Origin of the sequence: Streptomyces sp. NPDC048255, from assembly GCF_040652415.1 — a bacterium.
Classification (GTDB): domain Bacteria; phylum Actinomycetota; class Actinomycetes; order Streptomycetales; family Streptomycetaceae; genus Streptomyces.
Genome location: NZ_JBEZMA010000094.1, coordinates 1 through 18,852, shown reverse-complemented (window position 1 = coordinate 18,852; position 18,852 = coordinate 1). Strand labels below are relative to the sequence as shown.

The following is an 18,852-nucleotide window of genomic DNA, read 5'->3' as shown; positions in this document are numbered from 1 at the left end:
GCGCAGCCGAACCCCACCCTGCCAGGGCAAAGCCAGGGCAGATCCAGCCCCGCCGGCGTTTGAGGCGCGGGGTCTGGGGCGGAGCCCCAGGAGCCTGGGCGGGGGTCGGGGCCGTCAGCTTCGCCTAGCCGCCCGCAGGGCACCCGGCCATGCAACCTTGCCGGAGGCTACGCGGCGGCCTCGTGGTGGACTTCCTGTTCGGCTTCCACCGTGGCGTTCCAGTCGCGCTTGATCGCGCGCCAGCCCTCGTCCGTCTCGCCCAGGCGCCAGTAGCCAGAGATCGACAGGTGTTCGCGGGGGATGCCTCGCTCCAGGCGCAGGTGGCGGCGGAGCTCCTTGACGAAGCCCGCCTCGCCGTGGACGAAGGCGTGCACGTCCTCGGACGGGAACTCCAGCGAGGTGACGGCCTCCACCAGGGCCTCGCCGACCGGGCGGTCGCCGCGGTGGATCCAGACGGGCACGGTGCCGTCCGCGGTGACGATCTTCAGCTCGTCGGCGGGGCCCTCGACCTCGACGAAGGCGTGGACCCGCGTACCGGCCGGCATCCGCTCCATCGCCGCGGCGATCGCCGGCAGCGCGCTCTCGTCGCCCACCAGGAGGTGCCAGTCGGCCGCCGGGTCCGGGGCGTAGGCGCCGCCCGGACCGAGGAACCGTACGAGTTCACCCGGCTGGACGCGCGCCGCCCAGGGGCCGGCCACGCCCTCGTCGCCGTGGACGACGAAGTCGAGGGTCAGCTCCAGGTGCGCCGGGTCCCAGGCCCGGACCGTGTACGCGCGCTGGCGCGGCCACTGCGCCCGCGGGAAGTCGGCGCGGATCTGCTCCAGGTTCCACGGCGAGGGGTAGGTGACGCCCTGCGGGGGAAAGAGGATCTTGATGTAGTGATCGGTGAACTCGCCCGCGCCGAAGCCCGCCAGACCGTCACCGCCCAGCACGAGCCGCACCATGTGCGGCGAAAGCCGTTCGGTGCGTACGACGACAGCGGTGCCGACAGTGCGGGCGCGTCCTTCTGCCACGGTTACTCCCCTGACTCCCCTGAAACTTAGGATTACCTAAGTTAGCACCTCAGGGGTGCAGCGCGCTGCTCAGCCGCGACACGGCTCCACCGAGGCCCCACCGATGGGTGAGGGCGGCCACCAGTTCGGGCTGCGCCGGGGACGTCGGAAGGGCCGGGTCGAACTGCGGCAACGGGACGTCCGAGGCCACCTGGACCACCTTCGGAGCCACCGCCAGGTACGGCCGGGACTCGTGCAGACGCCTGCGCTGGGTGGGGGTCAGCTTCGACCTCGGGTCGTCGATCGCGGCGACGATCCCGGCGAGCGTTCCGTAGGTGTCCAGGAGCTTGGCCGCGGTCTTCTCGCCGATGCCCGGGACGCCCGGCAGGCCGTCGCTGGGGTCCCCGCGCAGCAGCGCCAGGTCCGCGTAACCGGGACCGTCCACCCCGTACTTCTCGCGCAGCCACGCCTCGTCCGTCACCTGGAGGCTGCCCACGCCCTTGAGCGGGTACAGCACGCGCCGCTGCCGGGCGTCGTCCACCAGCTGGTACAGGTCCCGGTCGCCGGTGACGATGTCCACGGGGCCGGTCGCGCGGGCGGTGAGCGTGCCGATCACGTCGTCCGCCTCGTAGCCGGCGACTCCCACGCGGGCGATGCCGAAGGCGTCCAGCGCCGTCTCGATGATCGGCACCTGCGGGGCGAGGGTGTCGGGGGTCTCCTCCACGTCCGGCCCGGTCTCGGTCTCCACCGCGACCCGGTGCGCCTTGTAGGAGGGGATCAGCTCCACCCGCCAGTGCGGCCGCCAGTCGGCGTCCATGCACGCCACCAGATCGTCCGGGCGGTGGTCCTGGACCAGCCGTCCGATGAAGTCGAGCAGTCCGCGCACGGCGTTGACCGGGGTGCCGTCGGGAGCCTTCACCGAGTCCGGCACGCCGAAATAGGCGCGGTAGTAGAGGGAAGCGGTGTCCAGGAGCATCAGCCGTCGTGTCGTCACGGAGACGATGATGCCGCAACGCGGCGCGGGACCGTCCGCCGCGGAACCGCCCGTCAGGGCCGCCGCGCCTGACCACGGACGGTGAGCGCACGTACGCGCGAAGGCACCTCCGGCGGACCGGTGCACTCGTGCGCGCGATACCGGGGGCGGTTGCTGCGTAAGGTGCTTACAGCACACCGATGTGCGACGGACAAGGGGAGGGCAGCCCCGACATGAACGACAGGGACGGCACGGACGGCCCGAACGACTTGGACCGCGAGCACGACAAGAGCAAGAGCACGGACAAGGACAAGGACAAGGACGCGAAGGAGCCGCTCCGGGTCGGCGTGGCCGTTCGCAAGCGGCGCCGCGCGCTCCACCTGACCCTGGCGGCCGTATCGGCACGCAGCGGCCTGTCGGTTCCCTTCCTGAGCCAGATAGAGAACGAGCGGGCCCGGCCCAGCATGAGGTCCCTGGAGCGGGTCGCGGACGCGCTGGAGACCACGGCCGTCGAGCTGCTGGCCGCGTCCGACACCGCGCGCACGGTGGACCTCGTACGGGCCGGCGACGCGTCCGGGCTCACCCCCATCCCCGGCGTACGGCCCCTCGTACGCGGGCACCACCAGCTGCACGCCCTGGAGTTCACCGGGGACCAGGACGCCGGCCGCGAGTACCAGCACCGCAACGACGAGCTGATGTACGTGGTCTCGGGCGCCTGCCAGGTGGAGGCGGAGGGGCGGGCGTACCGGCTGGAGAGCGGGGACGCGCTGTTCCTGTCGGGCGGCGTGCGCCACCGCTGGCGGGCCGTCACCGAGGACACCCGGCTCCTGGTCGTCGCCGTCGGGGACCACATCCACGCGACGTCCGAGCCGCCGTCGCCCGGGCAGTGAGCGGCGTGCGGCGGGTCGTCTCGCTGGTGCCGTCCCTGACCGAGGCGGTGGCGGAGAGCGCCCCGGGGTGGCTGGCCGGGGTCACGGACTGGTGCACGCACCCGGCGGACCTCGGGGACGCGGTACGGATCGGGGGGACGAAGAACCCCGACGTACGGAGGATCGTGGAGCTGCGCCCGGACCTGGTGATCGCCAACGAGGAGGAGAACCGGGCCCCGGACCTGGCGGCGCTGCGCGCGGCGGGCGTGGAGGTGCTGGTCACCGAGATCCGGGACCTCCCGCAGGCCGTGCGGGAACTGGACCGGGTCCTGGTGGGGGCGCTGGGGCTGAAGAGGCCGGGCTGGCTGGCGGACGCCGAGCGCGCGTGGGACCGGGCCGAGCCGGTGGGGCCCGTGACCGCGTTCGTCCCCGTATGGCGCCGGCCGTGGATGGTGCTCGGCCGGGACACCTTCGCCGGGGACCTGCTGGCGCGGCTGGGGGTGCGCAACGCGTACGCCGGGCACGCGGAGCGGTATCCGCGGGTGCCGGTGGAGGAGCTCGCGGCCGCCGGCTGCGACCTGGTGGTGCTCCCGGACGAGCCCTACCGCTTCATGGCCGAGGACGGGCCGGAGGCCTTTCCCGGCCTGCCTGCCGCCCTGGTCAGCGGCCGCCACCTGACCTGGTACGGGCCCTCGCTGGCCGAGGCCCCGCGGGTCCTGGCGCAGGCCCTGCGGGCGGCGGCCTGACGGGCTGCCCGTACCCCTCCGTCGTCGCGGTCGGTGAGACGTTCCCTGGTGCTGTGGCCGGAAAGGTTTGCCGGGTCGCGTCGTCCGGTGCGGTGCATCGCAAGGCGGAGGGGCGCGGCTCGTACTGGACGTACCGGCGCGGTCCGACAACGCGGCGAGGTGCCGTGCCGGGCGGCGCGACCCGGTGAACCTTTCCGGTCACAGCACTAGCGCGCGGGCAGGCTGCGGTCGGACAGGCCGCGGAGGGTGTGGGCCGCGGCGAGCAGCCAGGCGGTCAGCAGGGCCAGGAAGAGGGCCGCGGCCAGCCAGGCCAGGGCGGTCAGGCCGGTGTGGCGGGCCAGCCCCGCGGCGCCGGTGACGCAGGTGCCGACGGGGAAGGTCAGCGCCCACCAGGTCATCGCGAAGCCCATGCCGTTACGGGCGGCCCGGACCAGCATCGCCGCGGCCAGGGCCAGCCACAGCAGGGCGAAGCCCATCACGGGGACCCCGTAGACGACCGCGAAGGCGCCGAGCGCGCCCGCGTAGGGGGCGCCGATGGACTGGGGGGCCATGTCGGCGAGCTGGTTCACGGCGGTGGTGGACTGCCCCAGGGGGCCCAGGACCAGGAAGAGGGTCGGGGTGAGGGCCAGGGGCAGGGGGCCGCTCACGAGCAGCCGGCCGAAGACCAGGGGGAGCATCAGCAGGGTGGCGAGCAGGCTGATGCCGAACATGGCGTAGCAGGCGAGCAGCATCGCCTCGCGGGGCTGGCCCGCGGGCAGGTGGGGTATCAGCAGCGGGCCCAGGGCGGCGGAGACCATCGGGGCGACCAGGGGGAGCAGCCAGACGGGGGTGGCCTGCTTGGCCTCCACCTTGTGGCGGACGACCATCAGGTAGGGCACGGCCACGGCCATGACCAGGCCGATCGCGGTGCCCGCGGTGAACAGCACGGTGTCCACGGCTACGGCGGCGCCGGTCCCGATCAGGTCCTTGCCGACGATGAGGGTGCCGCCGCCGACGGCCAGCAGGGCCATCGAGAGGCAGCCGTAGAACGGGGCCACGGCGGGGTCGAGGAGATGGGCGCGGGCCTGGTCGCGGTGGTGGATCCAGTGCCCGGCGCGGGCCGTGAGCAGCACGGCGAGGGCGAGCGCGGACAGCGCCCAGACGATCTGGCAGGCCACGCGCTGTCCGGGGAGCTGGTACGGGAGGGTCGCGCCGGCGTTGGCGACGATCGCCGTGCCCATGACGGAGGCGTACCAGTTGGGGCCGAGGTTCCGCAGCGCGGGGGCCTTGTGGGCGCGGGGCGCGGTCTCGGTGGCGGGGGTGGTGCGGGGTCGCACGAGGGTGGTGGCCATGGACCCAGCCTCCTGCCGCGCCGGGCCGGTCGGCAGAGGTGATCTCCCTATGAGGCCATAAACTGATGTTATGGGCAATGACGAGTGGGTTCCGCTGGCGCACCGGGTACCCGACCTGGGGGCGCTGGAACTGCTGCTCGCGGTGGCGCGGGTGGGCAGCCTGAGCGGCGCGGCCCGGCGGCTGGGCATCACCCAGCCCGCTGCGAGCAGCCGGATCCGGGCCATGGAGACCCGGCTGGGCGTGGCCCTGGTCGACCGGTCGCCCCGCGGGTCGACGCTGACCGCGGAAGGGGCGCTGGTCACGGACTGGGCCCGGCAGGTGGTGGAGGCGGCGGAGGCCTTCGACGCGGGGGCGCAGGCGCTACGCGGACGCCGCGACTCGCGGCTGCGCGTGGCCGCCAGCATGACCATCGCGGAGTACCTGCTGCCCGGCTGGCTGATCGCCCTGCGCGGGCAGCGGCCGGACACGGCGGTGTCGCTGCACGCGGGCAACTCGGCGGTGGTCGCGCAGCGGGTCCTGTCGCACGAGGCGGACCTCGGCTTCGTGGAGGGGCTGACCGTGCCCGAGGGGCTGGACTCGGCCGTCATCGCGCAGGACCGGCTGGTCGTGGCGGTGGCCCCGGGGCACGCGTGGGCCCGGCGCTCGCGCGGGGTGGCCGCGGCGGAACTGGCCTCCACGCCACTGATCCTGCGGGAGCGGGGGTCGGGGACCCGGCAGGTGCTGGACGCCGCGCTGGCGGGGGCCGGGGGGCTGGCCGAGCCGCTGCTGGAGCTGGCGTCGACCACTGCCGTGAAGGCGGCGGCGCTGAGTGGCGCGGGGCCGTGCGTGCTGTCGGAACTGGCCGTGGGGGACGAGCTGGCCGCGCGCCGGCTCGTCGCGGTCCCGGTGGCGGGGGCGGCGCTGGACCGCGAGCTGCGGGCCGTCTGGCCCACGGGGGCGAGGCCGGCCGGTCCGGCGCGGGATCTGCTGTCGCTGACTCGGGGTCGGGTGTAGGCCCTGGCCGGGCCGGGGCGGGCTCTTTGCCGGGTGCGGGGCCGTTGCCTGGGGCCGGGCCTGGCCTGGCCGCTGGCGGGGGTCGGGTGCGACGCCGTCGCCGGGGCTCCGCCAGGGCGGCCGTTGCCTGGGCCTGGTCTGGCCTGGTCTGGCCGCTGACGGGGGTCGGGTGCGACGCTGGTGCCGGGGCTCCGCCCCGGACCCCGCGCCTCAAATGCCGGCGGGGCTGGATTGGGCCGGCGGGGCTGGATTCGGGGGCGCTGCCCCCCGGCCCCCGCGCCTCAAACGCCGGCGGGGCTGGATCGGGCCGGCTCCGGGCTCCGCGGCTTACATGCCCGCGGGGGCGGGACGGGGGACCCGTAGGGCCATGCGGGTGGTGGCCTCGTCGATCAGGGCGGACATCACGCGGGTGTCCTTGTCCCGTTCCGGGTGCCATTGGACGCCCAGGAACCAGTGTGCGGGGTCGGTGAGTTCGATGGCCTCCACCGTGCCGTCGGCGGCGTGGGCCGAGGCGGTCAGGCCGTGGCCCAGTCGGTCGACGGCCTGGTGGTGGTAGGTCGGGACCTCGGCCTCCTCGGGGACCAGCGCCGCGTACCGGGTGCCGGGGACCGGGCGGACCGGGTGCCAGGACATGGTGCCGGGTACGTCCATGTGCCCGTCGAGGTGCTGGGTCAGGGTGCCGCCCAGGGCCACGTTCAGGGCCTGCATGCCCCGGCAGACGCCGAGCGCCGGCAGGCCCGTCTCCAGCGCGGCGGCGATCAGGGCGAGTTCCCAGTGGTCGCGGACGGTCGCGGGGGCGCCCGTACGGGGGTCGCGGGCGGCGCCGTAGTGGACCGGGTCCATGTCGGGGCCGCCCGCCAGGACCAGCCCGTCCAGCCGGCTCAGCACCTCCGCCGCTGTCCCGGGTTCGTCCGGCGGGAGCAGCACGGCCGTGCCGCCCGCCGCCTGGACGAGTTCGTAGTACCCCGCGGGAACGAGGGCTGTCGGGAGGTCCCACACGCCGTAGCGGGTGGACGCCTCCACGTAGGTGCTGATGCCGATGAGCGGCCTGGGCACGTTCTTTACCTCCGGGACGGGTGGTGCGGTCGGGCAGGAGCAGGATTTCAGTCCCGCGAGAGTTCCGCCTCGGCTTTCGCGAGGGCGGCGAACTCCTCCTCGGGTGCCGAGGCCACGAGGCGGTGCCGGCTGTAGAAGGCGAAGTAGGCGAGGGCGACGGCGTACACGGCCAGCGCGATGAACGCCGCGTCCTTGTCCACCAGGAAGGTGGCGACCAGGGCCGACAGGGCGAGGACGAAGGCCACCGAGGAGGTCAGGATTCCGCCGGGGGTGCGGTACGGGCGCTCCAGGTCCGGCTCCCGGCGGCGCAGCACGATGTGGGAGAGGGCCATCAGGGCGTAGGAGATGGTCGCGCCGAACACCGCCATGTTGAGCATGCGCTCGCCGTTGCCGGTGGCCGCGGCGAGGGTGAAGCCGATCGCGCCGGGGATGACGAGGCCCAGGTACGGGGCCTTGCGCCGGGAGGTCAGGGACAGGAAGCGCGGCAGGTACCCGGCCCGGGAGAGCGCGAAGAGCTGGCGCGAGCCCGCGTAGATGAGGGAGAAGAAGGAGGCCACCAGGCCGGCCAGGCCGGCGTAGTTCACGAACCGGCTCAGTGCGGTGGGGCCGCCGTCCCCCTCCAGTGCCTGGATCAGCGGGTTGCCGGCCTTGACGGCGTCCGCGCCCTGCGCGCCCGTGGCCGCGAAGAAGGTGATCAGCGCCAGCAGGGCGAGCACGCCCATGGAGATGGCGAGCGCCTTCGGCATGGAGCGGACCGGGTCCTTGGCCTCCTCGGCCGCCAGCGGTACGCCCTCCACCCCGAGGAAGAACCACATGCCGAAAGGGAACGCGGCCCAGATGCCCAGCAAGCCCAGGGGCAGCCAGGAGTTCGAGCCGAAGGCGCTCGCGTCCACCGGGATGTCGTTCAGACCGCCGGCGTCGAACTCGGTGAAGGCCCCCACCGCGAAGATCAGCAGCGCGGCGACGGCGATCGCGGTGACGACGAGGCTGAAGCGGAGCGCTTCGCCGACGCCCCAGAGGTGGACACCGATGAAGACGACGAAGCAGCCGAGGTAGACGGGCCAGCTGGAGGTCAGGCCGAAGAGGCCGAGGGTCTCGACGTAGTCGCCGATGAAGATGACGATCGCGGCCGGAGCCAGGATGTACTCGATGAGGATGGCGGTGCCGGTGAGGAAGCCGCCCCAGGGTCCCAGCGCCCGGCGGGCGAAGCCGTAGCCGCCGCCCGCGGTCGGCAGGACGCTGGACAGCTCCGCGAGGGAGAACACCAGGCAGGCGTACATCGCGCCCATCAGGACGGTGGCGATGGCGAGGCCGCCGAAGCCGCCCTTCTCCAGGCCCACGTTCCAGCCCGCGAAGTCCCCGGAGACGACGTACGCGACGCCGAGGCCGGTGAGCAGCAGCCAGCCGGCGCTGCCGCGGCGGAGCGTGCGGCGCTCCAGGTAGTCGTCGGAGCCGTCGCCGCCCTCGGGGGACGTGGTGGGTGCGGGCACGGCTGTCAGCCGTGCCTCGATGTCGTCGGCCATCGTGCGCTCCTGCCTCAGGGCAATGGGCAATGGTTGTGGGGCGTACCTTTGCCGCAGTGGAGTGGAGTGCGCAAGACCTCTGCGTTAAAGAGAAGTTACGAAAGCCTCCCGGTCGGAGGCGGCGGGGAGGCGGCGGGGAGGCGGCGGGGGTGCGGTGGGTAGGCGGCACGCCCGCCCCCGCCGCACCCCGGCCCGCTCAGGTCAGGAAGCCGCGCAGCAGCGCCGCCGTGCCGCAGCAGTGCTCGCGCATGGTCTCCCGCGCCCGGGCCGCGTCCTGCTCCCGTACCGCCTCCACCAGGGCGGTGTGCTGCTGCTGCGAGTGCTCCAGGTTGCGCACCAGCAGCGGGATGCAGTCCAGCAGGTCGTTCACGGTGGCCCGGACGGCCGCGTACTGGGCCGTCAGGGTGGCGGAGCCGGCCAGTTCGCACAGGGTGAGGTGGAAGAGGGTGTCCTGGCGGCGGTAGTCGGCGAGCGGGGCGTCGTGGGTGGCCGTCAGTGCGCCGAGCAGCCGCGCGGTGCCCTCCTCGGTGAGCCCCTGGGAGGCGCAGAGCCCGGCCGCGCCCACCTCCAGCACCTCGCGGAACCGCAGGACGTCCTCGATGTCCACCCCGGCGACGCGCCGGCGCAGCTCCTCCTCGACGCCGCCCGCCGGGGTGTCGGCGCGGGGCAGGACGAACGTTCCTCCGTACCGTCCGCGCCGGGACTCCACCAGGCCCTGGTCCTGGAGGACCTTCAGCACCTCGCGCAGCGTGACCCGGCTGATCCCCATCCGCTCCGCCAACTCGCGCTCGGGCGGCAGCCGTTCCCCGCCCGGCACCAGCCCCAGCCGGACCACCTGGAGGATCTGCTCCAGCGCCTCCTCGAAACCGTTGCCCGCCCGCACCTGCCGCAGCACGGGATTCAGCCGTGCGACGGCGTCGCCTTCGCTCGCCGTATCGGTCATCTCGGCTCCTCCCCTTCCCAAGCAATGGTTCTATTCAATACCTTAGGCCTCCTCGGCTCACCGAAGGAGAGATTCCCGTGGTAGACCGCAAGCCGCCGCTGACGACAGAGGAGCTCCGTGCCCTCGTCGCCAGCGGTGAGATCGACACAGTCGTCCTGGCCTTCCCCGACATGCAGGGGCGCCTCCAGGGCAAGCGGTTCGCCGCACAGTTCTTCCTGGACGAGGTCCTGGAGCACGGCACCGAGGGCTGCAACTACCTCCTCGCCGTCGACACCGACATGAACACGGTCGACGGGTACGAGATGTCCTCCTGGGACCGGGGCTACGGCGACTTCGCCATGCGCCCCGACCCCGCCACCCTGCGCCGCATCCCCTGGAACCCCGGCAGCGCCTTCCTCCTCGCCGACCTCGCCTGGAACGACGGCTCGCCCGTCGTCGCCGCGCCCCGGCAGATCCTGCGCCGCCAGCTGGAGCGGCTCGCCGAGCACGGGTACACCGCGATGGTCGGCACCGAGCTGGAGTTCATGGTCTTCCAGGACACCTATGAGCAGGCCTGGAACGCCGACTACCGCGGACTCACCCCCGCCAACCAGTACAACATCGACTACTCCGTCCTCGGGACCGGCCGCATCGAGCCCCTGCTGCGCCGGATCCGCAACGAGATGCAGGCCGCGGGCCTGGTCGTCGAGTCGGCGAAGGGCGAGTGCAACCTCGGCCAGCACGAGATCGCCTTCCGCTACGACGAGGCGCTCACCACCTGCGACCAGCACGCCGTCTACAAGACGGGGGCCAAGGAGATCGCCTCCCAGGAAGGCGTCTCGCTCACCTTCATGGCCAAGTACGACGAGCGCGAGGGCAACTCCTGCCACATCCACCTCTCCCTGGGCGACGCCGACGGACGCAATGCGATGGCCGGTGACGGCCCGGGCGGCATGTCACCGGTGATGCGGCACTTCCTGGCGGGTCAGCTGGCCGCGCTGCGCGACTTCTCCCTTCTCTACGCCCCCAACATCAATTCGTACAAGCGTTTCCGGCCCGGATCCTTCGCCCCGACGGCCGTCGCCTGGGGCGTGGACAACCGGACCTGCGCGCTCCGGGTGGTCGGCCACGGCCGTTCCATGCGCTTCGAGAACCGCCTCCCCGGCGGTGACGTCAACCCGTACCTCGCCGTGGCCGGCCTCGTCGCGGCCGGGCTCTACGGGGTCGAGAACCAGCTGGAACTCCCGGAGGTCTGCGCGGGAAACGCCTACACCGGCGAGTACGCGCACGTCCCGAGCACCCTGCGCGAGGCCGCGGAGCTCTGGGAGAACAGCGAGATCGCCAAGGCGGCCTTCGGCCCCGAGGTGGTCGCCCACTACCGGAACATGGCCCGCGTGGAACTCGACGCGTACGACTCCGCGGTCACCGACTGGGAGCTGCGCCGCTCCTTCGAACGCCTGTAGTCCGCCGACCCGAACCCCGAAAGTCTGTGAGGCACCACGTGTCCGATGTGCTGGCCCCTCTCAACCTAGAGGTGTTGAATCCGGCCACCGAGGAAACCGTCGCCATCGTCCCGGCCGCCACACGGGACGATGTCGACGCCGCCGTGGCCCGTGCCGCCGCCGCCCAGCGCGGCTGGGCCGCCGCGGCCCCCGCCGACCGCGCCCGGCTGCTGCGCCGCTTCGCCGCGGTCGTCGACGGGCACGTCGAGGAACTGGCCGGGCTGGAGGTCCGCGAAGCCGGCCACACCATCGGCAACGCCCGCTGGGAAGCGGGCAACGTCCGCGACCTGCTCGAATTCGCCGCCGGGGGAGTGGAACGGCTCTCCGGCCGCCAGATCCCCGTCGCGGGCGGCATCGACGTCACCTTCCTCGAACCCCTCGGCGTCATCGGCGTGATCGCCCCCTGGAACTTCCCCATGCCGATCGCCGCCTGGGGCCTCGCCCCCGCCCTGGCCGCCGGCAACGCCGTCATCCTCAAGCCCGCCGAGACCACCCCGCTCACCGCGCTGCGCCTCGCCGAACTCGCCCTCGAAGCCGGGATCCCCGAGCACCTCTTCCAGGTGCTCCCCGGCCACGGGGCGGTGGCGGGCGACGCGCTGGTCGAGCACCCCGGCGTGGCCAAGATCGTCTTCACCGGCTCCACCCGCGTCGGCAAGCAGATCATGGCCAAGTGCGCGGACCGGGTGAAGCGGGTCACCCTCGAACTGGGCGGCAAGAGCCCCAACATCGTCTTCGCGGACGCGGACCTGGAAGCGGCCGCCGCGGCCGCCCCCATGGCCTTCCTCGACAACACCGGCCAGGACTGCTGCGCCCGCACCCGGATCCTCGTACAGAGGTCGGCGTACGACCGCTTCCTGGAACTGCTCGCCCCGGGCATCGAGGGCGTCGTCGTGGGGGACCCGTCCGACGAGAAGACCCAGATGGGCCCGCTGATCTCGCGGACCCAGCTGGACCGCGTACGGTCCTACGTCACCGACGACCTGACGGCGATCCGCGGCTCCGCCCCCGAGGGCCCCGGCTTCTGGTACCCGCCGACCCTCGTCACCGGTGTGGCCCCCACCGCGCCCGTGGCCGCCGAGGAGGTATTCGGCCCCGTCGCCGTCGTCCTGCCCTTCGAGGACGAGGAGGACGCCGTACGCCTGGCCAACGCGACCGAGTACGGACTGTCCGGCTCCCTCTGGACCCGCGACATCGGCCGCGCGCTGCGCGTCTCGCGCGCCGTCGCCGCCGGGAACCTGTCCGTCAACTCCCACAGCAGCGTCCGCTACTGGACCCCCTTCGGCGGCTACAAGCAGTCCGGGCTCGGCCGCGAGCTCGGACCCGACGCCCTCACCGCTTTCACCGAGACCAAGAACGTCTTCATCAGCACGGAGGCCTGAACCATGTCCACAGAAGAGATCATCTGCCGCCGCCTGGTCGGCCGCACCGCCGTCATCACCGGAGCCGGCAGCGGCATCGGCCTCGCCACCGCCCGCCGCCTCGCCTCCGAAGGCGCCAGTGTGGTCTGCGCGGACATCGACGAGACGGCCGGCAAGGCAGCCGCCGAAGAGGTCGGCGGCACCTTCGTCAAGGTGGACGTCACCGACAAGGAACAGGTCGACGCCCTGTTCAAAACGGCCTTCGACACCTACGGCTCCGTCGACATCGCCTTCAACAACGCGGGCATCTCACCCCCGGACGACGACTCGATCCTCACCACCGAACTCGATGCCTGGCGCCGCGTGCAGGACGTCAACCTCACCTCCGTCTACCTGTGCTGCAAGGCCGCCCTGCCCTACATGCAGCGCCAGGGCCGGGGCTCCATCATCAACACCGCGTCCTTCGTGGCCATCATGGGCGCCGCCACCTCCCAGATCTCCTACACCGCCTCCAAGGGCGGCGTCCTCGCCATGTCCCGCGAGCTCGGCGTGCAGTTCGCCCGCGAGGGCATCCGCGTGAACGCCCTGTGCCCCGGGCCCGTCAACACCCCGCTCCTGCAAGAGCTGTTCGCCAAGGACCCCGAGCGCGCCGCCCGCCGCCTCGTGCACATCCCGCTGGGCCGGTTCGCCGAGCCCACCGAGATCGCCGCCGCCGTCGCCTTCCTCGCCAGCGACGACTCCTCCTTCATCAACGCCACCGACTTCCTCGTAGACGGCGGCATCTCCGGCGCGTACGTGACCCCGCTGTAGGCCCCGCCCGCCAGCTGCACGACCCCCCACGCCAGCCGGGCGCCGCAAGGTGCCCGGCTGTCCCCCTTCCCCCTCCGCCTTCCCGTCCCCCCTCTCCCGATTCCCCGGAGGAGCAGCATGCAGAGAAGATGGGCGGCCCCCCTCGCCCTCATAGCGGTCACCGGCTCCGGACTCCTCCTCGCGCCCCCGGCCCAGGCGGGCCAGGGCGACTGCCCCCGGGTGACCGTCGGACCCGGCTGGTACGGGGACAACCGGGCGCGGCTCCAGCAGCTCATCGACCACTACGGCCGCTGCAACCCGTACCGGGCCGGTCGCGCCAAGCCCGTCGCCGTCTTCGACTGGGACAACACCGTCGTCAAGAACGACGTCGGCGACGCCACGATGTTCTGGCTGCTGCGCAACGGGAAGATCCGCCAGCCCCCCGCCGGTGACTGGTCCACCACCAGCCGCTTCCTCACCCCGGCCGCCACCACGGCGCTGGCCGGGGCCTGCGGCGCCCTCGCCCGCCCCGGTGCCCCGCTGCCCACCGGCACCGGTACGGCAGGGGGCGACCGCTGCGCCGACGAGATCCACGCGGTGTACGCGACCGGAGCCACCAAGGGCGGGGCAGCCGCCTTCGCCGGCTGGGACCGCCGTACGAACGAACCCGGCTACGCCTGGCTCCCGCAGCTGATGCAGGGGTGGACCGCCCGCGAGGTACGCGGCTTCGCAGCCGCCGCCCGCACCGAGAACCTGGCCGCGCCCGTCGGGACCGCGCAGCGGGTCGGCAGCGGCACCGCCACCGGCTGGGTCCGCTACTACGACCAGCAGAAGGACCTGGTCAAGAGCCTGCAGAAGGCCGGCTTCGACGTCTGGATCAGCTCGGCCTCGCCGCAGCCGGTCGTGGAGGTGTGGGCGGAGGGCGCCGGCATCGGCGCGGACCGCGTCATCGGCATCCGCAACACCACCACGTACGGCGGGAAGTTCACCTCCCGCCTGCAGGGCTGCGGATCGGTGAAGGACGGCGCCGACACGATGATCACGTACATCGACGGCAAGCGCTGCTGGATCAACCAGGAGATATTCGGCGTCCGGGGCGCCGCGGCCGAGAAGGTCCAGCCCGCCGCCCGCCGCCAGGTGTTCGCCGCGGGCGACTCCGACACGGACATCTCGTTCCTGCGCGACGCGACCGCGCTGCGGCTCGTCGTGAACCGGAACAAGAACGAGCTGATGTGCCGGGCCTACGACAACAGCGACGGCAAGTGGATCGTGAACCCGATGTTCATCGAGCCGAAGAAGCAGAAGAGCGGCCCCTACCCGTGCTCCACGACGGGCTACGTGGACCACGACGGGACCGCCGGCCCCGTCCGCCGGGGCGACACGAGCGTCATCCCCGACCAGACGGACAGCGTCTTCTGACGGACCGCCTCCGACCGGACACCGCTCAGAGGAAGGTGCGGCCCTCGCCCCGGTACGTCGGGACGGTGGCCGTCACCCGGTCGCCCTCGACCAGGTGCAACGCGTCGAACCGCTCGCACAGTTCGCCCGCCTTGGCGTGGCGGAACCAGACCCGGTCGCCGATCAGCAGGTCGTCGGCCGGGCTCCCCAGCAGCGGGGTCTGCACCTCGCCCGCGCCCTCCTGGGGGTCGTATCGCAGGCCTTGCGGCAGGTACGGCACCGGCAGCCGGTCCGCCCCGGCCGCGCCCGAGGCGGGATAGCCGCCGCCGAGCACGGTGACCACGCCGACGCCGGGACGCCGGACCACGGGCTGCGCGAAGAGCGCGGCCGGCCGCCCACGGAACGAGGTGTAGTTGTCGAACAGCCGCGGCACGTACAGCCCGGACCCGGCGGCGATCTCGGTGACCGCGTCCTCCGCGGCCGTCTGCTGCACGCTGCCGGTCCCGCCGCCGTTGACGAACTCCAGGTCCGGCACGACCGCGCGTACGGCCCGTACGGCCTCGGCGCGGCGGGCGGCCAGCTCCTTGCGGGCCGCGCCCTGCATGAGCCGGATGGCCCGGGAGCGCAGCGGCCGGCCCGCCAGCGCGTCCCCGACCCCGGCGACATGGCCCTCGTACCCCATCAGCCCCACCACCCGGAAGCCGGGCCGGGCGGCGACCGTACGGGCCAGGGACGCCAGTTGGGCGGGCTCGCGCAGCGGGGAGCGGCGGGCGCCGACCCGGACCCGCCCGCCGAACAGGTGCAGCGCGGTGTCCAGCTCCAGGCAGACCCTCACCTCCTGCGTGCCGCCGTCCCGGGCCCGGTCGACGAGCTCCAGCTGGGCCGGATCGTCGATCATGACCGTGACGGCGGCGGCGAGCTTGGGATCCGCGGCGAGCTCGGCGAAACCGCCCCGGTCGGCGGACGGATAGGCCAGCAGGACGTCCTCGAAACCGGAACGGGCCAGCCACAGCGACTCGGCGAGGGTGTACGACATGATCCCGGCGAATCCGGGCCGCGCCAGGACCCGTTCCAGGAGCGCGCGGCACCGGACGGACTTGCTGGCGACCCGCAGGGGCTTCCCGCCGGCCCGCCGCACGAGATCGTCGGCGTTGGCGTCGAACGCCTCCAGGTCGACGACGGCCAGGGGCGCGTCGAGGTGCGCGGTCGCCCGGTCGTACCGGGCGCGGTCGGCGGCGGGGGAATTCATGGGCGGCAGCTTGCCAGACCGCTCTACCCGTGGGTAGGGGTCGCGCCCGGCGCCTGCGGGTCGGCCCGGGGCCCGGAGGACCGTAGAGTACGGGCAGGCAGCCGTACGGAACGGGGGGCGGAGCCGCCGGATGACCACGTCGACACCGCGGACAGCGGTCCTGGGCGATCCCGGCCCGCTGCCACCTCCGCATCCGCGCCCGCGCCGCCACCCCGGACGGGTCTTCGCCGCCGTGCTCTGCGCCCTGCTCGGGGCGGGCCTGGCCGGCGGGGCCGCCGCCACCACCTGGGCCGAACACCGCGCCGCGCAGCGCCCGTTGTCCGCCGACGCCGTCTACCGCAAGGCCGGTTCGCTGTGGCGGGCCGCCCCGGTGGACGGCCTCTTCCCGCCCGTGGTGGCGGGCCCCGCGGCCGGGCCCGGGGGCGCCGACCGGACCTGGACCCGGATCGCCCTGGCCCCCGACGCGGACTGCCCGGCCGCGCTCGCCGCCGACTGGCAGGGCCTGCTGGCCGCCACCGGCTGTACGCGGGTCCTGCGCGCCACCTACACCGACGCCACCCGCAGTTCCCTGATCACCGTCGGCATGGTCTTCACCCCCGCCGACGCCCCCGCGATGGCCGCGCTCACCGGCCGGCTCACCGCCCCGCCCGCGTACGGGTTCGCCGACACCCAGCGCGCGGCCTGGGACGCGTCCGTGCTCCCCGAGGCCCCCGTCGTCGTCTACGCGGTCTCCGCCTTCGCCGACGGCCGCCACCTGGACGCGCCCCGCCCCGCCGAGGAAGTGATGAAGAAGGACGCCACCGGAGCCGTGGCCCAGGCGGGCCTCGGCCACGAGGCCAAGGCCCTCGCCGACCGCATACGGGGCACGGTCCGGACTCTCGCCGCCCCGCCCGCGCCGACGCCGGCCGGTCAGACCCCGGCCGGTCAGGCCCCGGCCGGTCAGGCCCCGGCCGGTCAGGCCCCGGCCGAGCAGGCCGCGACGACGCAGGCCCAGACGACGCGGGCCCCGGCCGAGCAGGCCGCGACCGCCCCGGAGCCCGCCCGATGAGCAGAGCCCGGGGGGCGCTGGTCCTCGCCCTCGCCGTCCTCCTCGCGGGCACCGCCGCGCCCCCGGCAGCCGCCGACGCCATCCGCGACCGCCAGTGGGGCCTGCTGGCCCTGCGCGCCGAGGAGGCCTGGGGCACCACCCGGGGCGACGGCGTCACCGTCGCCGTTCTCGACACCGGGGTCGATCCCACCCACCCCGACCTCGCCGGGCAGGTCCTGGACGGCACGGACCTCGTGGGCATGGGCGCGGGCCGCGGGGACCGGGCCTGGGCCCGCCACGGCACCGCCATGGCCGGCATCATCGCCGGACACGGCCACGGGCCCAACCGCGGCCAGGGCGTCCTCGGCCTCGCCCCGCAGGCGAAGATCCTGCCGGTGCGGGTGATCCTGGAGGAGGGCGACCCGGGGCGGGCCCAGGCCCGGGAGAACAAGGGCGGCGCCCTCGCCGAGGGCATCCGCTGGGCCGCCGACCACGGCGCCGACGTGATCAACCTGTCCCTGGGCGACGACAGCGACTCCGCCCACCACGAGGCCGGGGAGGACGAGGCCGTCCAGTACGCCCTGGCCAAGGGAGTGGTCGTCGTCGCCTCCGCGGGCAACGGCGGCGAGACGGGCGACCGCGTCTCCTACCCGGCCGCCTACCCCGGCGTCATCGCGGTCACCGCCGTCGACCGCCGCGGCCGGAAGGCCGCCTTCTCCACCCGCAACTGGTACGCCACCGTCAGCGCCCCCGGAGTCGACGTGGTCATCGCCGACCCCGACCGCTCCTACTACGAGGGCTGGGGCACGAGCGCCGCCGCGGCCTTCGTCTCCGGCGCCGTGGCCCTGGTCAAGGCGGCCCACCCGGACCTGTCCCCGGCACAGATCAAGAAGCTGTTGGAGGACACCGCCTCCGACCGGCCCGGCGGCGGCCGCGACGACGCCCGCGGCCACGGGACGGTGGACCCCGCCGCCGCGCTCCAGGTCGCCGAGGCCGTGCGGCCCGAGGCCCCGGTGCCCGCGCCCGCGGCGGCCGGTCAGCCCTACTTCGGCCCCGGACCCGAGCCGGCCCGGCCCCCGGAGCGGGGCGCCCGGCTGGAGGCCACGGCGGCCGCGGCCGCGGGGGCGGCGCTGCTCGTCCTGGCCGGCGTACTGGCCCGGCGGCCCCGCGCTGCCCGCCACCGGGACCGGGGGGCGGCCGCGTACGGGGACCCGTACGCGGCACAGTAGGGTCGGGTAACTGTGGCGAACATGGCGAACAAGAACATTCCCGACCCCGGCTTCTCCGACGACGACGGCTCCGCCGATCCGCGGCTGAGCGCGGCGCTGGCCGCCTGGGCCGAGGACCGGTCGCACGAGCCGGAGGTGCTGGCGGCCCTCAAGGACGCCCGCCTGCTGGTCCCGGTCGTCGCCGTCCTCGGCGAGGTCGAGACCGACCCGGAGACGGGCCTGAAGCGCGAGAAGACCAGCGACATGGCCGTCCCCACCCTGCGGGCCGGGGACCGGCGGGCGCTGCCCGCCTTCACCTCGATCGCCTCGCTCGCCCGCTGGGACCCCGCTGCCCGGCCGGTCGCCGTCCCGCTGCACCAGGCCCTCGCGGCCGCCGCGCACGAGAAGGCCGACACCGTGGTCCTGGACCTGGCCGGCCCGGTCTCCTACCAGCTCACCGGTTCCGCGCTGCTCGCGCTGGCCGAGGGCCGCACCGAGGCGGGCCCGCTCGCCGACCCCGCCGTACGGGAAGCCGTACGGGCCGCCGTGTCCGCCGAGCCGGAGGTGCTCCGAGCCCACCTGGGCCCGGGCGGCGCGGACTCCGACGGCACCCTGGCGATCGTGCTCGCCGCCGGCCCCCAGGCCCCCGCGGCGGCCCGCCGGGTCGCCGAGGCACTGGCGGCGGACGCGACCCTGCGCGCCCGGCTGGTCCGCGGACTGGACCTGGCGCTGCTCCCGGCGGACGCCCCGGCCCCGCCCGGTGAGCCGCTCTTCAGCCGCTGACGGCACGGAGAAGGGGCCTGCCGCCCGGGAGCAGCGTTGCCGAGCCCGGTCCGGCCGGCCATTTCCCCGCCGTCGACGAAACCGTGCACCTGCGGGTTGAGGCGGTCGGAGTTCCAGCGCGGCGGCATGTAG

The 18,852-nt window shown here is 74.1% G+C and carries 17 protein-coding genes and 1 pseudogene; 10 read left to right on the top strand and 8 right to left on the bottom strand.

The window, feature by feature from the left end:
- Window positions 1–167: 167 nt before the first annotated feature.
- The gene (locus tag AB0D94_RS36110; protein WP_362061567.1) at window positions 168–1,013 is read right to left on the bottom strand and encodes a siderophore-interacting protein; all 846 of its coding nucleotides are present in this window, start codon (window positions 1,011–1,013) and stop codon (window positions 168–170) included.
- 49 nt (window positions 1,014–1,062) lie between these two features.
- Window positions 1,063–1,968: a 5'-3' exonuclease gene (locus AB0D94_RS36105; RefSeq protein WP_362061573.1), complete on the bottom strand. Its 906-nt coding sequence runs from the start codon at window positions 1,966–1,968 to the stop codon at window positions 1,063–1,065.
- Window positions 1,969–2,198: 230 nt separating this feature from the next.
- Between AB0D94_RS36105 and AB0D94_RS36100 the strand changes: the two genes are divergently transcribed.
- Together AB0D94_RS36100 and AB0D94_RS36095 are read left to right on the top strand one after the other, a co-directional pair.
- On the top strand, window positions 2,199–2,855 hold the full coding sequence (locus AB0D94_RS36100; RefSeq protein ID WP_362061564.1) for an XRE family transcriptional regulator: 657 nt from the start codon (window positions 2,199–2,201) through the stop codon (window positions 2,853–2,855).
- Window positions 2,852–3,580 carry a helical backbone metal receptor gene (locus AB0D94_RS36095; RefSeq protein WP_362061561.1) on the top strand — a complete coding sequence of 243 codons (729 nt, stop codon included), beginning with the start codon at window positions 2,852–2,854 and terminating at the stop codon, window positions 3,578–3,580. Before AB0D94_RS36100 ends, AB0D94_RS36095 begins: the two co-directional genes overlap by 4 nt.
- A gap of 206 nt (window positions 3,581–3,786) precedes the next feature.
- Here AB0D94_RS36095 and AB0D94_RS36090 read toward each other — a convergent pair whose 3' ends face one another.
- The gene (locus AB0D94_RS36090; RefSeq protein WP_362061558.1) at window positions 3,787–4,911 is read right to left on the bottom strand and encodes a TDT family transporter; all 1,125 of its coding nucleotides are present in this window, start codon (window positions 4,909–4,911) and stop codon (window positions 3,787–3,789) included.
- A gap of 70 nt (window positions 4,912–4,981) precedes the next feature.
- Here AB0D94_RS36090 and AB0D94_RS36085 point away from each other — a divergent pair, with 70 nt between their 5' ends.
- Window positions 4,982–5,905: a LysR family transcriptional regulator gene (locus AB0D94_RS36085; RefSeq protein ID WP_362061555.1), complete on the top strand. Its 924-nt coding sequence runs from the start codon at window positions 4,982–4,984 to the stop codon at window positions 5,903–5,905.
- Window positions 5,906–6,232: 327 nt separating this feature from the next.
- Here AB0D94_RS36085 and AB0D94_RS36080 read toward each other — a convergent pair whose 3' ends face one another.
- The 3 genes from AB0D94_RS36080 to AB0D94_RS36070 all read right to left on the bottom strand — a co-directional run bounded on the left by AB0D94_RS36080 (window position 6,233) and on the right by AB0D94_RS36070 (window position 9,427).
- On the bottom strand, window positions 6,233–6,961 hold the full coding sequence (locus tag AB0D94_RS36080; RefSeq protein ID WP_362061552.1) for a gamma-glutamyl-gamma-aminobutyrate hydrolase family protein: 729 nt from the start codon (window positions 6,959–6,961) through the stop codon (window positions 6,233–6,235).
- Between the two features lie 47 nt (window positions 6,962–7,008).
- On the bottom strand, window positions 7,009–8,484 hold the full coding sequence (gene eat / locus AB0D94_RS36075) for an ethanolamine permease (protein ID WP_362061549.1): 1,476 nt from the start codon (window positions 8,482–8,484) through the stop codon (window positions 7,009–7,011).
- Window positions 8,485–8,680: 196 nt separating this feature from the next.
- Entirely contained in the window at window positions 8,681–9,427 is a 747-nt protein-coding gene (locus AB0D94_RS36070; RefSeq protein WP_362061546.1) for an FCD domain-containing protein, read from the bottom strand.
- A gap of 77 nt (window positions 9,428–9,504) precedes the next feature.
- On the opposite strand from AB0D94_RS36070, the gene AB0D94_RS36065 reads away from it, so the two are divergent.
- From AB0D94_RS36065 to AB0D94_RS36050, 4 genes are all read left to right on the top strand, one after another.
- Complete coding sequence (locus AB0D94_RS36065) at window positions 9,505–10,869, top strand: glutamine synthetase family protein (protein WP_362061543.1); 1,365 nt, start codon at window positions 9,505–9,507, stop codon at window positions 10,867–10,869.
- 71 nt (window positions 10,870–10,940) lie between these two features.
- A complete protein-coding gene (locus AB0D94_RS36060; RefSeq protein WP_362061570.1) occupies window positions 10,941–12,287 on the top strand; it encodes an aldehyde dehydrogenase family protein in 1,347 nt (448 codons plus the stop codon).
- 3 nt (window positions 12,288–12,290) lie between these two features.
- A complete protein-coding gene (locus tag AB0D94_RS36055) occupies window positions 12,291–13,076 on the top strand; it encodes a 3-oxoacyl-ACP reductase (protein WP_362061540.1) in 786 nt (261 codons plus the stop codon).
- A gap of 117 nt (window positions 13,077–13,193) precedes the next feature.
- Window positions 13,194–14,474, top strand: a complete 1,281-nt coding sequence (locus AB0D94_RS36050; protein WP_362061537.1) for a haloacid dehalogenase-like hydrolase — start codon at window positions 13,194–13,196, stop codon at window positions 14,472–14,474.
- A gap of 25 nt (window positions 14,475–14,499) precedes the next feature.
- On the opposite strand, the gene AB0D94_RS36045 is transcribed toward AB0D94_RS36050, so the two are convergent.
- Window positions 14,500–15,702 (bottom strand): amino acid deaminase/aldolase, encoded by a 1,203-nt coding sequence (locus tag AB0D94_RS36045; protein WP_362061534.1) that lies wholly within the window; start codon window positions 15,700–15,702, stop codon window positions 14,500–14,502.
- Between the two features lie 130 nt (window positions 15,703–15,832).
- On the opposite strand from AB0D94_RS36045, the gene AB0D94_RS36040 reads away from it, so the two are divergent.
- From AB0D94_RS36040 to AB0D94_RS36030, 3 genes are read left to right on the top strand one after another with little or no spacing between them, the layout of a single operon-like run.
- A complete protein-coding gene (locus AB0D94_RS36040; RefSeq protein WP_362061531.1) occupies window positions 15,833–16,750 on the top strand; it encodes a hypothetical protein in 918 nt (305 codons plus the stop codon).
- A complete protein-coding gene (gene mycP / locus AB0D94_RS36035; protein ID WP_362061528.1) occupies window positions 16,747–17,958 on the top strand; it encodes a type VII secretion-associated serine protease mycosin in 1,212 nt (403 codons plus the stop codon). Before AB0D94_RS36040 ends, mycP begins: the two co-directional genes overlap by 4 nt.
- A 21-nt stretch (window positions 17,959–17,979) precedes the next feature.
- On the top strand, window positions 17,980–18,720 hold the full coding sequence (locus tag AB0D94_RS36030) for an SseB family protein (RefSeq protein ID WP_362061525.1): 741 nt from the start codon (window positions 17,980–17,982) through the stop codon (window positions 18,718–18,720).
- Window positions 18,721–18,758: 38 nt separating this feature from the next.
- On the opposite strand, the pseudogene AB0D94_RS36025 reads toward AB0D94_RS36030, so the two are convergent.
- A pseudogene (locus AB0D94_RS36025) lies at window positions 18,759–18,852 on the bottom strand (phospholipase); the annotation flags it as partial.

Excerpts from the sequence above, each read along its gene's own strand:
- AB0D94_RS36105 (WP_362061573.1), bottom strand. The coding sequence starts at position 1,968 with ATGCTCCTGGACACCGCTTCCCTCTACTACCGCGCCTATTTCGGCGTG.
- AB0D94_RS36100 (WP_362061564.1), top strand. The coding sequence starts at position 2,199 with ATGAACGACAGGGACGGCACGGACGGCCCGAACGACTTGGACCGCGAG.
- AB0D94_RS36090 (WP_362061558.1), bottom strand. The coding sequence starts at position 4,911 with ATGGCCACCACCCTCGTGCGACCCCGCACCACCCCCGCCACCGAGACC.
- AB0D94_RS36085 (WP_362061555.1), top strand. The coding sequence starts at position 4,982 with ATGGGCAATGACGAGTGGGTTCCGCTGGCGCACCGGGTACCCGACCTG.
- eat (WP_362061549.1), bottom strand. The coding sequence starts at position 8,484 with ATGGCCGACGACATCGAGGCACGGCTGACAGCCGTGCCCGCACCCACC.
- AB0D94_RS36070 (WP_362061546.1), bottom strand. The coding sequence starts at position 9,427 with ATGACCGATACGGCGAGCGAAGGCGACGCCGTCGCACGGCTGAATCCC.
- AB0D94_RS36055 (WP_362061540.1), top strand. The coding sequence starts at position 12,291 with ATGTCCACAGAAGAGATCATCTGCCGCCGCCTGGTCGGCCGCACCGCC.
- AB0D94_RS36050 (WP_362061537.1), top strand. The coding sequence starts at position 13,194 with ATGCAGAGAAGATGGGCGGCCCCCCTCGCCCTCATAGCGGTCACCGGC.
- AB0D94_RS36045 (WP_362061534.1), bottom strand. The coding sequence starts at position 15,702 with ATGAATTCCCCCGCCGCCGACCGCGCCCGGTACGACCGGGCGACCGCG.
- AB0D94_RS36040 (WP_362061531.1), top strand. The coding sequence starts at position 15,833 with ATGACCACGTCGACACCGCGGACAGCGGTCCTGGGCGATCCCGGCCCG.
- mycP (WP_362061528.1), top strand. The coding sequence starts at position 16,747 with ATGAGCAGAGCCCGGGGGGCGCTGGTCCTCGCCCTCGCCGTCCTCCTC.
- AB0D94_RS36030 (WP_362061525.1), top strand. The coding sequence starts at position 17,980 with ATGGCGAACAAGAACATTCCCGACCCCGGCTTCTCCGACGACGACGGC.